Origin of the sequence: Endozoicomonas sp. ALC013 (assembly GCF_049310205.1) — a bacterium.
GTDB lineage: Bacteria > Pseudomonadota > Gammaproteobacteria > Pseudomonadales > Endozoicomonadaceae > Endozoicomonas.
In genome coordinates this window covers 13,278-29,097 of sequence record NZ_JBLYNS010000059.1, presented here as the reverse complement: position 1 = coordinate 29,097, position 15,820 = coordinate 13,278, and the positions used below count along the sequence as shown (strand labels likewise).

Annotated in this window: 17 protein-coding genes; 12 read left to right on the top strand and 5 right to left on the bottom strand. The window is 50.2% G+C overall.

The window, feature by feature from the left end; translation table 11 throughout:
* The 3 genes from ACO6V1_RS12525 to ACO6V1_RS12515 all read left to right on the top strand — a co-directional run.
* Positions 1-800: ankyrin repeat domain-containing protein (locus tag ACO6V1_RS12525; protein ID WP_422467058.1), on the top strand; the 800-nt coding region annotated here is incomplete at its 5' end.
* A gap of 82 nt (positions 801-882) precedes the next feature.
* Entirely contained in the window at positions 883-1,767 is an 885-nt protein-coding gene (locus ACO6V1_RS12520) for a hypothetical protein (RefSeq protein ID WP_422467056.1), read from the top strand.
* A 149-nt stretch (positions 1,768-1,916) separates the two neighbouring features.
* Positions 1,917-2,075, top strand: coding sequence for a phage minor head protein (locus tag ACO6V1_RS12515; RefSeq protein ID WP_422446882.1), 159 nt, complete (start codon positions 1,917-1,919; stop codon positions 2,073-2,075).
* Here the strand turns inward: ACO6V1_RS12515 and galU are convergent.
* Together galU and ACO6V1_RS12505 are read right to left on the bottom strand one after the other, a co-directional pair.
* The gene (gene galU / locus ACO6V1_RS12510; protein ID WP_422446884.1) at positions 2,072-2,896 is read right to left on the bottom strand and encodes a UTP--glucose-1-phosphate uridylyltransferase GalU; all 825 of its coding nucleotides are present in this window, start codon (positions 2,894-2,896) and stop codon (positions 2,072-2,074) included. The two genes, ACO6V1_RS12515 and galU, sit on opposite strands and share 4 nt — an antisense overlap.
* 67 nt (positions 2,897-2,963) lie before the next feature.
* The gene (locus tag ACO6V1_RS12505; RefSeq protein WP_422446886.1) at positions 2,964-4,331 is read right to left on the bottom strand and encodes a phosphomannomutase CpsG; all 1,368 of its coding nucleotides are present in this window, start codon (positions 4,329-4,331) and stop codon (positions 2,964-2,966) included.
* A 213-nt stretch (positions 4,332-4,544) separates the two neighbouring features.
* Between ACO6V1_RS12505 and ACO6V1_RS12500 the strand changes: the two genes are divergently transcribed.
* From ACO6V1_RS12500 to ACO6V1_RS12465, 8 genes are all read left to right on the top strand, one after another.
* Entirely contained in the window at positions 4,545-5,096 is a 552-nt protein-coding gene (locus ACO6V1_RS12500; protein ID WP_422467055.1) for a RimK/LysX family protein, read from the top strand.
* A complete protein-coding gene (locus ACO6V1_RS12495; protein WP_422461477.1) occupies positions 5,093-5,680 on the top strand; it encodes a hypothetical protein in 588 nt (195 codons plus the stop codon). Before ACO6V1_RS12500 ends, ACO6V1_RS12495 begins: the two co-directional genes overlap by 4 nt.
* A gap of 30 nt (positions 5,681-5,710) precedes the next feature.
* Positions 5,711-6,412, top strand: coding sequence for an ATP-binding cassette domain-containing protein (locus ACO6V1_RS12490; protein WP_422461479.1), 702 nt, complete (start codon positions 5,711-5,713; stop codon positions 6,410-6,412).
* Positions 6,406-7,563: an ABC transporter permease gene (locus ACO6V1_RS12485; RefSeq protein WP_422467053.1), complete on the top strand. Its 1,158-nt coding sequence runs from the start codon at positions 6,406-6,408 to the stop codon at positions 7,561-7,563. The genes ACO6V1_RS12490 and ACO6V1_RS12485 overlap by 7 nt, the downstream gene beginning before the upstream one ends.
* Positions 7,564-7,805: 242 nt before the next feature.
* On the top strand, positions 7,806-8,729 hold the full coding sequence (locus tag ACO6V1_RS12480; RefSeq protein ID WP_422461483.1) for a hypothetical protein: 924 nt from the start codon (positions 7,806-7,808) through the stop codon (positions 8,727-8,729).
* Between the two features lie 209 nt (positions 8,730-8,938).
* Positions 8,939-10,531 (top strand): peptide chain release factor 3, encoded by a 1,593-nt coding sequence (locus ACO6V1_RS12475; RefSeq protein ID WP_422461485.1) that lies wholly within the window; start codon positions 8,939-8,941, stop codon positions 10,529-10,531.
* Between the two features lie 188 nt (positions 10,532-10,719).
* Complete coding sequence (locus tag ACO6V1_RS12470; protein WP_422461487.1) at positions 10,720-11,901, top strand: CD0519/CD1768 family membrane protein; 1,182 nt, start codon at positions 10,720-10,722, stop codon at positions 11,899-11,901.
* Between the two features lie 256 nt (positions 11,902-12,157).
* The gene (locus tag ACO6V1_RS12465; protein WP_101748311.1) at positions 12,158-12,394 is read left to right on the top strand and encodes a hypothetical protein; all 237 of its coding nucleotides are present in this window, start codon (positions 12,158-12,160) and stop codon (positions 12,392-12,394) included.
* 80 nt (positions 12,395-12,474) lie between these two features.
* On the opposite strand, the gene ACO6V1_RS12460 is transcribed toward ACO6V1_RS12465, so the two are convergent.
* Positions 12,475-12,960, bottom strand: coding sequence for an FKBP-type peptidyl-prolyl cis-trans isomerase (locus ACO6V1_RS12460; protein ID WP_163372544.1), 486 nt, complete (start codon positions 12,958-12,960; stop codon positions 12,475-12,477).
* A gap of 142 nt (positions 12,961-13,102) precedes the next feature.
* Between ACO6V1_RS12460 and ACO6V1_RS12455 the strand changes: the two genes are divergently transcribed.
* Positions 13,103-13,684, top strand: a complete 582-nt coding sequence (locus ACO6V1_RS12455) for a DNA-3-methyladenine glycosylase I (protein WP_422461489.1) — start codon at positions 13,103-13,105, stop codon at positions 13,682-13,684.
* On the opposite strand, the gene ACO6V1_RS12450 is transcribed toward ACO6V1_RS12455, so the two are convergent.
* Positions 13,651-14,580, bottom strand: a complete 930-nt coding sequence (locus ACO6V1_RS12450) for a hypothetical protein (protein ID WP_422467051.1) — start codon at positions 14,578-14,580, stop codon at positions 13,651-13,653. The genes ACO6V1_RS12455 and ACO6V1_RS12450 overlap by 34 nt on opposite strands.
* A gap of 205 nt (positions 14,581-14,785) precedes the next feature.
* Positions 14,786-15,748 (bottom strand): hypothetical protein, encoded by a 963-nt coding sequence (locus ACO6V1_RS12445; protein WP_422467049.1) that lies wholly within the window; start codon positions 15,746-15,748, stop codon positions 14,786-14,788.
* Positions 15,749-15,820 lie beyond the last annotated feature (72 nt).

Genomic DNA, 15,820 nt, shown 5'->3' with positions numbered 1-15,820 from the left:
TTACGCCCCTGTACTTTGCTGTCGCAGAAGGCCACACAGAGTGCATCAGGGCATTACTGTCCACCGACGGCATTGACGTCAATGTGGAGACTAACGATGGCTTTACGCCCCTGTACCGTGCTGTCGCAGAAGACCTCACAGAGTGCATCAGGGTATTACTGTCCTCCGGCAGCATTGACGTCAATGCGAAATCGTCTTCAGACTTTACGCCCCTGCACTGGGCTGCCACGAAAGGTCAGGCAGAGTGCATTCTGGCGTTATTGACCGACGACCGGATTGACGTCAATGTGACGACTAACGAAGGCTGGACGCCCCTGTGCTGCGCTGTCCATTATGGCTATACAGACTGCGTCATGGTGTTATTGAATGCCAAAGGCATTGACGTCAATATGACACTACCCGGGGGCCTTACGCCTCTGCACTGGGCCGCCATAGGCGACAACGTAGAGTGCGTCGTGCTGTTATTGAACGCCAGGGGCATTAACGTCAATCTGAAAACAACCGAGGGTTTCACGCCCCAGCACTGCGCTGCCCAATTTGGCCGGGCAGGGTGCATCAAAGCGTTACTTACAGCTCCCGGCATTGATATCAGTATAAAAAATAGCGATGGCTTGACGCCCCTGGACGTCGCTCGCCAAAATGGCCATGCAGAGTGCGAAAGACTGCTGATTCCACTTTTAACAGTTACTGGTTCATTAACTGATAACCGTGATAGTACTGATGCTGGATTCCTGGCGGTGTCAGAGGAAAGCGCATCAGGAACCGGGTGGGAGTCAAACCCACTGGATTTCAACGATTAAAATAACCAATGGACGACAGTATTCATCGATCCTGCCAGCCTGAAAGTGGTGTCCCCAAATCTAATTAAGGATACAAATGACTATGCCCCCGTTAGCAAGCTCCAATGCACATTCACTGCCTTTACCACCGTCTAATTCAGACGTCAGTGAGGTTGTTTTCGCAGCTTCATTCAATGCCAGTGTTCAAATATCAGCCCCTTGTTCAAGCCGACTTCCTGATTCCGGCGAGCGTCCCGGGCACTCGCTGGATGAACACCAAATTACTGCTCTAAAGTCTGGTGGTGCAAAAACAGAGTCTGTCAAATCACCGGCCAGGTTTCAGGAAAATGATATAGTGCTCGTTTACCCTTATCGTGATTTTGATGGAAATTCCCGTTTTGATTTGGAGGTAAGACTCGAAAGACTTAAAGAAAGGTTAGCTTCGCAATTATGTGAGGAGTTGGCTGAGATAGATCCGAAAGATCTGGCAATCAGCAGTCAGGATTTGCCTTCCAAGGGGCTTACGGAAGAGTGGCTGGCTGATTTCATATTTTCAAAGTTTCCTCCAGAGCTAACAGAATTCCTTAACAAAGACTGGTCAGGTAAAACCCTGTTTGCTCCCGAAGAGTACCAGGTCCTGGCGAGATTCCACTGTGCAATGACTATGTATGATGATGTTTGGGGCTTAAAATATTCACAAGACTGGATGGATGATGAATTTGCAGATTTTTTCATAAATGAGTGCTTACCCCTCCGTGATGGCTGGACCAGCACAGAAATCGATTTAGTTCAGGGTGTGCTGAATCATGGACTGGATCAGTATATGGATTTTAAACCTGAGTTTATTAAACCTTGCCATTATGGTCTATTAAAAGCCGGATGTGTGTCGATCTGCAAAAATTATCATTGTCACTATAGCATCACTGAAAACTGGCAAACATACAAACACATCAAAAACCTTGAGAGCCAGCTGGCAAAGTTGTCATAACACTGCCACTCTTCCATACCAGTTAAAGAATATGCAGCTGGGCAGCGAAAAATTAGAAAAGACATTCAGACCCCACCTGCAGAGCACCTATGCCGTCGGCCAGTGGCAGTGCATCAAGGCCAACAGCAAAACTGCCCGCTATTTGATGTATGACGCCGTGGAAGAGCACCCCCGGGCAGAGCATCAGCAGCACCGCCCGCCCGGTAGACGACCCATTCTGGCAGACACACTATCCACCCAATGGCTGGAATTGCCGGTGTGGTGTGATTCAGCTGACCAAAGAGGAGATGGAGCAGACCTTTTTTTAACGGTACAAATGGTCGTAACAGTAGTTGGTAGCCTCAATAAAGCCCTCAATACTGCCACAGTCAAAACGCTCACCCTTGAACTTATAAGCCATGACACAGCCTCGCTGCGCCTGAGCCATCAAAGCATCGGTAATCTGAATTTCACCACCTTTACCCGGCTGGGTATCATGAATCAGGTCAAAGATGTCCGGTGTCAGAATATAGCGGCCAATGATAGCAAGATTACTGGGCGCATCTTCTCTGGCGGGCTTTTCCACCATATTCTCAACCCGTAGCAGATCTTCTGAAATGTGCTGGCCAGCGATCACCCCATATTTATGCACTTCATCTTCGGGTACTTCCTGCACTGCAACGATACTGCAACGGAACTGCTTATAGAGTTGCGCCATCTGGGCGAGAACGCCGGGCCCTCCGAGATTGATGCAGAGATCATCCGCCAGCACCATGCCGAATGGCTGGTCACCAATCAGCGTCTGCCCGGTTAATACCGCATGGCCAAGTCCCTTCATCTCACGCTGGCGGGTGTAGGAGAAGGTACACTGATCAATCACACTGCGAATATCGGACAGCAGGCTTTCCTTGTCCGTACCGGAAATCTGATGTTCCAGTTCGTAGTTCACATCAAAGTGATCTTCCAGCGAGCGTTTGCCCCGGCCGGTGACAATGCAGATATCCGACATACCGGCCTGCAGTGCCTCTTCAACACCATACTCAATCAGCGGTTTGCTGACGATGGGCATCATCTCTTTGGGCATGGACTTGGTGGCTGGCAGGAACCGGGTACCATAGCCTGCTGCCGGAAAAAGGCATTTCTTGATCATTTAAGGCTCCTTATTTATCCAACTCAAATGAAGAGACTGCTCCTTAATGAGCAATCTCTTGAAAATATCAGTCACGAATCAGCTTCAGCAGCTCGGCAGTTTTTTTCTGCATCAACACATCATCGCCACGACTTTCTACATTCAGACGAATCACTGGCTCGGTATTGGACAGTCGCAGGTTAAAGCGCCATTGACCCATATTCAGGGAGATGCCATCGGTGTTATCAATTTCCAGCGCATCTTGCTGATAGTGTGCCAGCACACGCTTTATAGCGGCCTGGGGATCGGTCAATTGGCTGTTAATTTCACCGGACGACGGGAACATAGCAATCCGCTCACTGACCAGCGCTGACAAGGGGTGACCCTTTCTGGAAATCAACTCAGCGACCAGCAGCCAGGGAATCATGCCGGAGTCACAATAGGCAAAGTCGCGGAAATAATGATGGGCACTCATCTCGCCACCATAAACCGCATCTTCCCGGCGCATCCGCTGCTTGATAAAGGCGTGACCGGTTTTACACAGCACCGGTTCACCACCCGCCGCTTTTACCTGATCGATGGTGTTCCAGGTCAGCCTGGGGTCATGGATGATTTTTGCCGCGGGGTTGTGGGCCAGGAAAGCCTCCCCCAATAACCCGACAATATAATATCCCTCGATAAACTGCCCCTGCTCATCAAACAGGAAGCAACGATCAAAGTCGCCATCCCAGGCAATGCCCATATCGGCCTGATGTTCCAGAACGGCGTCTACCGTTGTCTGACGACACTCAGGCAATAATGGATTAGGAATACCCAGGGGGAAGTGACCATCCGGCTCGTGCAGGACTTTGATAAACTCTACCGGCACACCGGCCACCCGGAATCGCTCCTCGATAGCATCCACCACATGCCCTGCTGCACCGTTACCGGCATTGACCACCAGCTTCATCGGCTTGAGACTGTCAGCCTGGATATACCCCAGAACGTGGCTGATATAATCATCCAGAACAGAGATCTTCTTGTAGCCGCCCCGTTGTGCCGCAGGCTCCCCAAACCGGCTCTCCTCTGCCAGCTGCTGAATCTCCCGCAAGCCGTTATCGCCACTGATGGGTTGCGCACCGGCCTGCACCAGTTTCATACCGTTGTAGTCAATGGGGTTGTGACTGGCCGTCACCTGAACACCGCCATCAACCCCCAGGTGGAATGTGGCAAAATAGATCTCTTCGGTACCGGACAGGCCAATATCCAGCACATTGACCCCGGCATCACGCAGGCCTTCAGACAATGAGTGTTTCAGGGCTTCACTGGTCAGGCGGCTATCGCCACCAACAACGACATCCTTCGGTTTAAGGTGCTCGCCATAGGCCCGCCCTATGCGGTAAGCAATATCTTCATTAAGTTCATCCGGCAGGCGGCCACGGATATCGTATGCCTTGAAGCAGGGAAGCTTGGTCATTTCTCGGTCGCAACGGAAATTAAAAGTCTGTATTTAACTACGAATCCCCCCAAATAGACAAACTGTGTCGGATAAAAAGTACCGGCATGTTAAACGACAAGGCAATACATCAATCACAAAGCCTTTGTGGAGAAAGCCACCTATCAAACCGTCACCTGAATAGCCGATAGCTTTCAGATAAATGCTGAACAGAGTAAAGCGGTTTTCAGAGCTATGAACAGGACCATCCCCCCCCCATCCACGCAGCCATCAGAACGGCTGTTACGGTTCATTACCGTGGTCTTCTTTTCAGGTTTGTCGCTGTCGACACCAGTAGCCAGCCAACCCTGCACCGCTAACGGGCGACCGCTGTTTGGCTATCTGGAAAACGCCACGCTGGTCAATATAAATCAACATAAGGTCGCATCACTGGTTGACAGTGGTGCGACAACCACTGCCCTGGATGCCCGTAATATCCGCATGCATATTAAGAGAAATGGCTATCGCTGGGTTTACTACGATTTCGTTCACCGGGAAAGCCGCCAGAAAACTCCCATGCATCAACCAGTCAGCCGGGTAGCCAGAATAATCACCCATAAAGGTGCGCCCAGTAAACGAGCGGTTGTCCGAAACACCGTAAAAGTGGGCCGGATTACGCGCATTGTAGAAATGTCCTTAATCAGTCGCAGCAATTTTCCTCAACAGTTATTGATTGGTCGCAACTTTCTCAAAGGTACCGGACTGATTGATGCTGGAAAGCGATACCTTCAGGAACGCTGCCCATGAACATTCACCACAAAGCAGTGACTGCCTGGCTTATACTGGGCCTGACCGTCGCGATAACGTCAAGCCATGGGAAAGACCGCTCCATTGGGCAAAATATCCATCGGGCTTATGAACCGGCATCCATGCTGCTGGATGTTAACTTGCAACAGGATACCCTTAACCTGTTCCTCTCCATCTCCCCGGAGGCGACGAACGCGATCACCGCACTACCGCCCGGTGCCCTGGCCCGGTCTCTGCAAGAATTCACCCCTCTGGTTACCCTTCCGGACGATGCACAGTGTCGGCAAACGCAAAAGCTGTTTCTTGTTGAGCCGCTTGACCGCCCTGATCCCAAGGCGGAATGGCTGGCTGCACAGCTCAGTGAAATCAACGGCTATCTCGAATACGAATGTCAGCACCCGGAAAACCTGTCTCATTTCACATTCCTGGCTTTTGCAGCAATACCTGACTTAAAGCACACCAGCGTCTGGCTGGTCAGTGACAACTGGCAAAGTAAACAGCAGCTAAGTCAGAAACAGCAGGAGGTTCAGTTGCAGAAACATCCAGCAAAAAGTGATGTGTTTCCGGACTTTTTTAACGATTAAAAAAAGCTGTGCGTTGCAAGAGGGCCATGTATGAGTCAGGCAGTTACCGTAGAAAAGCTTGAATTAAGCAGAGGAAAGCAAAACTGCCTGTCGATACCACTGTTTACGGTAGAGAACGGCGAACGCCTGCAGATTACCGGGTTAAACGGCTCTGGCAAGACCACGCTACTGCAACTGCTGACCGGGTTACTCCTACCGGACAGTGGCAGAATTGACATACTTGGGCAGCAGATTGACAGCCTGTCCAGATCCGGGCGGGAGACATTTCGAGCCGGACAGATAGGCTACATCTTCCAGCAGCCAACATTGGTCCCCTATCTGAATCCACTGGAAAATATTTTACTACCCTGTCGTTTATCCAGGTGGCGCCTGCAGCGGCTGGCAGACCGGAAAACCACGGCGAATTATGAGGCCTACCAGCTGATGGCCGCACTCAACATGGAGAACCCCGAGCTCTTGCGCCAAAGCACCGGCATGCTGAGCATTGGTCAGCAACAACGGGTGGCTATTGCCCGGGCACTGATCGGCTCCCCCCCGCTGATTCTGGCCGATGAAGCCGCATCAGCACTGGACCCGCAGGCGCGAACAACCCTGTATGACATGCTGCTGAAAAGCACCAGAGAACATGCACAGACATTGATCTGTGTTGACCATACCCCTTACCCGGGATTTGACCGCTGTATTGATATGTCAGACATCAACCATTCACAACTGGTGGCCAGGCTATGGTAAACATCCACTGGCTCAGTACTGCACTACTGACCTTTCAGCACGCCATGAAGAGCATGAACTATCGGAAAAAGAACACGCTGACCATGCTGCTGGTTCTGGCCTTTGGTTTTTACCTTGTGTTTCTGTTTCAAGGTATCAAGCAACAAATGATTGAAAGTATTGATCGCTATTCACTGGAAAGCGACCTGATCATCAGTAAAGAAACACCGGCCATGCCCCTGGTTCTGTTCTCGCTATTCCATGTGGGCTCACCACCACCACAAATGCGCCTGAGCCTGCTGAATAAGCTGATAAGCCACCCGGAGATTGAATACGCCATTCCTTATGCCTATGGCGAAACTCACCGGGGAATCACCGTTATTGGTACCAGCGCTGAAGGGATAGCGCGATTGACTCGACATTCAGCCAACCCTGCAAAACACCCACAGAGAAAACAGCAACGGCCGATCAGCCCAGAAACATTACCGCCAGCAACTCACCCGATGGTCGCTTATATCGGGATAAACATCGCCAATACCCTTGGTTACCAAATCAACGATCAGATCACCATTGCCGATGGCAGCGAACCAGGGTTAGAACAAGAATACAACGAGCTATTTACCATCGCCGGTATTTTGCCACGGCAGAATACCCATCAGGATGACAGTATTTATATCCCGATTGAAGGTTTGATAACCGCAAGAAAATCCTACGCAAAAGGCAATACGCCGAGCTGGTCAAGCCCTGATGATATCTCTTTTATCGATATCAAACTGCAGGACCGCATGGCCCTTCTGGCGCTGGAAAAAAGCCTGACTCAATCGGCCACGGAACAAGGCCTGGCGATAACCGCCGCGATGCCAGCCAGAGAACTGGAGCTACTTTATAGCTATCTGAACAGGGCAGCGGTCAGCCTGATATTCATCTCGTTTGTCACGCTCGGGTTGTGCCTGCTGACCCTTTTTTATGCATTGACCCGCAACCTTCAGGAACGAAGGCAGGAAATACAGCTTTATCAGACGCTGGGAATGAGCCAGACCTGCATCAGTGTTATGGCCCTGCTTGAGCCTCTGTTAATTATCTCCGGTGCTCTTGTTCTGGGTTTCATTGCCAGTGAAATGCTGTCAGCCCATACCGCCGATTTTTTCCTGATAACATGGTTAATGAATTAAGGTGATTTAAAAAAGTATTTTTTTGATCCTTGGTTATTAACCCAGACTGAACACGAAAAATTGCCGGGCAAAACAACAAATCAAGCTCATAACCCGGTTAATAACGCTAAGCTGGGAAGGCAATAGAGGGAACTTTTCCATACAACCCGGATCTAATGGAGTTAATCACAGTAGTTACCAAACACGTTGGAAGATTTCATTCCGAATTGATCAGCGGAGAAACTTCCACCCGGAGTGCAAGAATGCCCGCGCAAGTTGTCAACAGGCTACCCAACATAGCCTTACTTCTGGTTCTGACCATTTTTATCACTTATCCGCAGCTTGATTATGCCAGTAGCCATGCTGGATTTCCCGGGCAAAGCCATAGCAACTACTCTCTGCCAATTGACTACCGACATATGGCGCTGTTTCAGCTTAAGCTCAATCGTTATTACTACCCTTCCCGTTCAGGTAACCCCGACTATATTCATATTGAACACACCCATCATCATTCACACCTGGGTTGGTGGGATGGCCCGATTTTCTGGGGAGGCCATACCATTGACGACGATTCTTCCTTCAGTGAACGGGTGTCGGACGGGCTGATTGCGGTTGCAGTGGTGCTGACAGTCATTGCTGTTACCGCAGCAGCCATCTACTCAGTGGTCCATGCAACCTCGCCCTATCTGGGCGCTGTCGGCCTGACATCGATTGAACTCCCGGAAAACTCACCCTGGAAAATTACGGGTTATAAAGTTGCACATGGTGGAGCGATACGATACTCAGATTTTGCCTTCAACGAAGACGCCATGATCAACGCCAGAGAACAGGAAATGTTCGACCGGCAGCAAATGAAGCAAGGCCGCTTTCTTCTCGTTGACCAGGAGAACTGGTGGGGTATTGTCGATTACCCTGTAGACGTTGACGTAACCTTCACCCACTTTGATGACGTTTCAGGCGAAGCCACTGAACAGGTAACGGTGAATGTGCAACGTAAAGTCACCAACGGCATGAAAGCCGGAACCATTTTGCCACGGGTTGTCCACAGGACTCAAAACCTGCAGAAGTATCAACTGGCCACCAGAACCGATTATCCGGCATGGTTCAATTTTTCCAACTGGTATCATCAGCCAGCCCGGATAATGATTGATTTCAAGCCCTCTGGCCCGGTGACACCTCACGATTAATTACCATCTCTTGCCAATTCAGCGAGTTGAAAGTCCGGTCTTCGTTTTTTAAACCACAGAATCACCGGACTGACCGCCAGCCTACTTGCAGTCATCCCCCCGATTTGGATAATTCACCCAAATTTTGATTATTTTCTTGTTTTGTACACATCCCTTCTTTGCGGTAGGCACCTGTGTACAGAGATACGTACACAATTTGGAACCCGCTCATGCCTCCAACAACGTCACCACTTCTCCGGGAAGTTGAAGCCAGACGCACTTTTGCTATCATCTCCCACCCCGATGCCGGTAAAACCACGATTACCGAAAAGCTCCTGCTGCTCGGCGGTGCCATTCAGCTTGCCGGTACAGTAAAAGGCCGCAAGAGCGGGCGTATGGCCACCTCTGACTGGATGAAGATGGAACAGGAGCGTGGTATCTCCATCACCACCTCGGTGATGCAGTTTCCCTATGACGGCCGTACCGTAAACCTTCTGGATACGCCCGGACACGAAGACTTCTCCGAGGACACCTACCGGACACTGACCGCAGTTGACAGCTGCCTTATGGTGATCGATGGCGCCAAAGGTGTCGAAGATCGCACCATCAAACTGATGGAAGTCTGCCGCCTGAGGGACACACCAATATTTACCTTCGTCAATAAAATGGACCGTGAAGTCCGTGACCAGATTGACGTGCTGGATGAAATTGAAGATATTCTGAAAATCCAGTGTGCACCTATCACCTGGCCTATCGGCATGGGTAAACAGTTCAAAGGGGTTTATAACCTCTATACCGATACCATTCATGTGTTCAAACCCGGTCAGGCCAGTGTGGTTCCGGAAGATATCCGAATCAAAGGTCTGGAATCAGCAGAAGCCAGAACCCTGCTGGGTGATCTCCATGAAGAGTTGATGGAGGAAATTGAGCTGGTGAAAGGTGCCAGCCATGAGTTTGACCTGGAAGAGTACCTTGCCGGTCGGATGACTCCGGTCTTCTTTGGTACCGCACTGGCCAACTTCGGCGTTCGGGAAATGCTGGATGATTTTGTCAAGTGGGCTCCCTCCCCCATGCCCCGGGAAACCAATGAACGCACGGTGGTCGCCAATGAAGAGAACTTCTCTGGGTTCGTCTTTAAAATCCAGGCCAATATGGACCCCAAACACCGTGACCGCATTGCCTTTCTGAGAATCTGTTCCGGCAAATACACCCGGAATATGAAAATGAAACATGTTCGTATCGGCAAGGATGTAAAAATTGCCGATGCCGTGACGTTCCTGGCGGGTGACCGTTCCCATGTGGATGAAGCGACCTCCGGTGATATCATCGGTCTGCACAACCACGGGACTATACAGATTGGTGACACCTTTACCCAGGGTGAAATGCTCAAGTTTATGGGCATCCCTCACTTTGCGCCCGAGCTGTTCCGCCGTGTCCGCCTGAAAGACCCATTAAAGCTCAAGCAATTGCAAAAAGGGCTGCAACAGCTCTCGGAAGAAGGTGCTACCCAGCTATTCATGCCAGTGAACAATAATGACCTGATCCTGGGGGCAGTGGGTGTACTGCAGTTTGATGTGGTCATGCGCCGACTGAAAGATGAATACAAAGTTGAAGCGATCTATGAGCCGGTTAACGTCAACACCGCGCGCTGGATTGACTGCAGTGACCAGAAAAAGCTGGAAGAGTTCAAGCGCAAGTGCGCTGATAACCTGGCTATGGATGGCGGTGGCCATCTAACCTATCTGGCACCCACCCGGGTCAACCTTTCCCTGGCAGAAGAGCGCTACCCGGATGTGACTTTCCGCGCGACCCGGGAGCATTGATCGCAACCGATAACCCCGGATATAAAGTGACAGGCAAACAGGTTTGGACTGCCTGTCACTGTGATTAGTTCCATTGTTCAAATCAATAATTTATCTCGCCTGCACTTATTTCTTTTCTGACTAATACCGATACTGCGGGACCAAAAAATATTGTCTAATCTGAAGGTTCCTTTCTTTCTGGTATTTCTATGAGTGATGCAGTCTCGACCAAATCGGAAACCTCAACGGGTGTACGTCAAATCGTAGAGCCGTTAGTCCTTCTTCTCTTGGCAGGACTTTTGTTTGGCTACCTTGGCCAGACTATGGGTGTTACCCACATGTTCAACACCCTCTTCAACACCGCGCACCAGCTGTTGTTAAACACCGTGCTGTTCCTGATGGGGATCACCGTATTGACCGGTGCCGCAGGCCGTCTGCTGATGGAGTTCCATGTCATTTCCCTGATTGAACGGCTGCTGGTGCCATTAATGAGACCTGTGTTCAATCTCCCCGGCCGTGCTGCCATGGCGGCCATGATGACCTTTTTCTCAGATAACCCGGCCATCATTGGCCTGGCAAAAGACAGGCGTTTCAACCACTCCTTTAAGGTTCCCGAAATCATTTCACTGACCAATTTCGGTACCTCTTTTGGTATGGGACTTATTGTCATCACCTTTATGGCAACCCTGCAGAATAATGAGACTGGCGCTACCTATTTCCTGCCGGCCATGATTGGTCTGGGCGGTGCCCTTATTGGAGCCATCATATCCACACGGCTGATGCAGCGCCTTATCCGAAATGATTCCCGGCTGCATGAGCTAAGCATTAAAGATACTCACAGTGAACTTCTGGATGACCACAGCTCCACAGATCCGGTCTGGTTGAGATTCCTCAACGCTCTGCTGGATGGCGGTAAAGGCGGCGTCAAAATGGGGGTAGCGATTATTCCCGGAGTCTTAATCATCAGTACGTTTGTTATGGTCCTGACCTTTGGCGCACCAGTAACCGGCTATACCGGTGGAGCGTTTGAGGGAGTCGCCCTGCTGCCCAAACTGGCCAGCCACGTTACCTGGCTGTTTGAGCTGCTGTTTGGTTTTGATCATGCCGAACTGGTTGCCTTCCCCATTACCTCGCTGGGTGCGGTTGGTGCCGCCATGTCGCTGGTACCAAACTTTATCAGCCAGGGCATTATTGGTGGCAGTGATATTGCTGTGTTTACAGCTATGGGTATGTGCTGGAGTGGTTACCTGAGTACCCATACGGCCATGCTCGACTCTCTTGGCTTTCGCCAGCTCACCTCAAAAGCCATTCTGGCTCATACGGTTGGTGGTATCTGTGCCGGTATCGCTGCCCGTTATCTTTACCTGCTGCTCAGTCCTTTTATTGGCTAACAGCCGGAACAAACAATCAACCCATCGGATGAGTTGATTGTTTGTTTTTTCGCTTGGGAACGGCAAAAACAGTATCCGCAATAATATCCCCCTCCAGATCGCGATCAAGTGACTCAAACCAAGGTCTAACGGTCAAAAATCATTTCCGGAGCCATATTTAAGATTCTACAGATATAAGCAGAAAGCTTATTACACCCACAGATTTTAAAAAACTGGACTGATCAGTCCGGAATACTGAATTGGTAAGGAGAGATGTATGCGCCTGAACCTTCTGTTAGCACCGCTACAACAGGTAATCGATACCATGCATAAGGGAAAAACCTTCAAGATCCGGGTGCTGATGGAGGAGCTTGGCCTGTGGGAACATCAGGATGATCTGCAAAAAATGAGAACAGCCCTGGCTTTTCGCTCCATGGTGGAAAGTGGCGTGCTTAGCAATATTCAGCTTCTCACTCACCATAAAACCCGCCATGCGGTTTATATCACGATATAATTGCCATAAAGAAGCCGGAGATATCCGGCTTATGAGATCAACGTTCTGCTCAACGCTTCACACTGTGGGATTTGATAGACTCAGTGAACATGTCCGCCAGGCCCATGCACATGACCGTGGTCCAGCTCTTCCTTGGTGGCTTCACGAACCTCAACCACTTCAACGCTAAAGTGCAGATTCTCACCCGCCAGGGAATGGTTAGCGTCGATCACCACCTGGTTCTCTTCATCATCAATAGCCACCACGGTGACAATACGTGGGCCAATGGCGGTATCGGCATGGAACTGGTTACCCACCTCTACAGGATGGTCACCAAACTGCTCTTTCGGTACCGGCTGCACCAGACTTTCGTCGTACTCGCCGTAGCCTTCAGCAGGCTCAACCACCACATCAAACTTGTCCCCAGCCTGCTTGCCTTCCAGGGCATTTTCCAGTCCTTCGACAATATTGTGCTCACCGTGAAGATAAGCCATGGGCGACTCGCCTTCCGAACTGTCGAGAACTTCTCCCGCATCATTTTTCAGAGTGTAATGGAACAGAGCCACTTTCTCTTTGGCTATCTTCATCTGTTTATGCCCTTAATAAAGTAAACAACTATCTTAACTGCCATTGTTACTGGTAGCCAGAAAACTGCAAATAAATGCGTTATCTGATCTAATTGGCAAACTACCCCTGTTGGCAAGCGCCTGATAAAAGGAGTTTTTTATCTTGAACGATTCTCGATGCAGCTGGTGCCATGGCGATGAACTCTATACCCAATACCATGACACAGAGTGGGGGGTTCCCTGTCATAACGACCAGAAACTCTTTGAATTCCTGATTCTTGAAGGTGCCCAGGCAGGTCTGAGCTGGATCACCATCCTGAAGCGCCGGGAAGGCTACCGGACAGCATTTCATCAATTTGACGTTCAACAAGTGGCCAGAATGACAGACCCGGATATTGAAAAGCTGATGCAGGACGCTGGCATTATCCGCAACCGGCTGAAAATCCGGAGCGCCATTAACAATGCCAAGGCGTTCATCCGGGTGCAGGAGGAATTTGGCAGTTTCAGCCAGTATCTGTGGTCGTTTGTAAACCATCAGCCCATCATCAACCGGCGACAATCCATGAGTGACGTACCGGCCACCACAGATATTTCAGACCGGATGAGTGACGATCTGAAAAAACGCGGTTTCAGTTTTGTTGGCAGCACGATCTGTTATGCCTATATGCAGGCGATGGGGCTGGTGAACGACCACTTGGTCAGTTGCCCATCTTATCTAACCGAAAACGCTATTGCTTCTTCATAGGTCGGTGGTTGCTCTTGTGGTGCTGGTTTATTAATCAAGGGAACTGCTTGTGTTCCATGCTTGCAGGTTGTTTGTGTTCCCTGCCCACAAGTGGCTGGCGCTGTCGGCGCAGGGGCTCTTTGAGCAGAGGGAGCTGGCAGTCGGTACATTTCCTCCGGATTATACCGGGTTCTTTCCATATCATTTGGGTTATGGAATGCTGCTTTAATTAATTGATAGCTTGATGCATCAGGGTTGTAGTACTTGAATTGCTGATACCTGGCATGGACGTTGGCGCAGCAACCAATACCGAAAAACACCCCCGCAAGGACCGCCATTCCACCGAAGATACACAAGGCCTCGAACCCTTCGCTCTCGTAAAAAGAGGTGGGCTCAGAAGTCGTGTTCAGGTTTGTCGTTGAATAGGCAAAGGGTGGGTTGTATGGGGTATCTGCCACATTTACCCCATTACTGTAAGCGTAGGTCATGCTGCAGCCAGGCGCGCCATCAGGGCATACCGGTCTGGTACTCACCGGGTGGGCACCCGCCAGAGCAGGCATTGCCGCCAAAAACATCAGACTCTGTTTTATGTCCGGAAATACGCCAGGGAACTGCCCTGATTTCATCAAATGCTGAAGGGCGAAACCGGCGACATTGTGTATCAGCTTATTGCCGCCCTGCAGACCGGCCTGTAAGGTCTCATTGACAAGCTGTACTCCGTAACCAGAGAGGGATTTGTCTGTTTTACTAATGATTTTATCCGGGCACACCGACTGGCTGGGGTGTGCGCAGTTGACAACCCTGCCATTAGTCATTGACACCTGAGGAGAACATTCGATTTGGGAAGCTGCGTCCTTTTTGATAGCAACCATTTGCGCATGAGGCGAGCTGGATGACGATTCAGGGATAGCGTGCATTTTTGAAATTCCTTTCGAAACAATCTGCTGATTTTGACCATCAATCGGCAATCAAGTTCAATCAAGAAGATTGATGTGATTGGCATCATTACAGTGGACATGGATAAGAATGCTCCGAAAATCAGACGCAGGAGGATGAATCGAAAGGCTTAAGGGTTACCTGAAAAGCAAATGGTCATGTACCTGATGCCTGAGGATTTTCAGGCTAAGTACGTGTTGCTTCATCATAGGTTGGTGGTTGTTGCTCTTGTAGTGGTGAGTCATTAATCACTGGATACGTTTGTGTTCCCTGCTCGCAAGTTGTTTGTGTTCCCTGCTCACAAGTGGTTGGCGCTGTCGGCACCGGGGCTCTTTGAGTATGGGGAACTGGCACCGACGCAGGGGGGCTTTGAGCAGGGCGAACTGGCAGTTGATACCTTGCCCGCCAGTTATACCGGGTTCTTTCGAGATCATTTGGGTTATTGAAAGCTGCTTTAATGAGTTCACGGCGTGATGCATTAGGGTTTTGGTACTTGAATCGCTGATACTCGATATGGACGTGAGAACAGTATGCATAAGCGCAACACAAGCCCACAAGAGCGGCAATTCCACCGATGACACACAAACCAACAAACCTTTCGCTCTCGTAAAAAGAGGTGGGTTCAGAAGTCGTGGTCAGGTTTGTCGTTGGGTAGATGGAGGCTGGGGTGTATGAGGTAGCTGACTCGTTTACCCCATTACTGTTATCGGAGGTCATGCTGCTGCCAGGCACACCATCAGGGCATGCCGGTCTGGTACTCATCGGGTGGGCACCCGCCAGAGCAGGCATTGCCGCCAAAAACATCAAGATCTGTTTTATGTCTGGAAATACGACAGGGAATTGCCCCGATTTAATCACATGCTGAGAGGTGAAACCGGCGACACTGCGTATCAACTTATTGCTGCCCTGCTGACCAATCTGTAAGACCTCTCTGGCAAACTTTACACCGTAATCAGACAAGGATTTGTCTGCCGTAGTAATACTGTTATCCGTATCCGGGCAGTCCGGCGGGCTGGGTTGTGCGCAGCTGACAGCCCTGCCGCTGGGCATTGTCACCTGGCAACAACCTTCGGTTTGGGAAGCTGCATCTTTTTTACCAACCAGCTGCGAATAGCGCAGGCCTGATGGCGGATCAAGAGAAGCATGCATTTTAGTATTCCCCTTTCCAAGAAATCTGTTATTACAGACCATCAGTCGGCAATGTAAGTTCAATCAATGGCA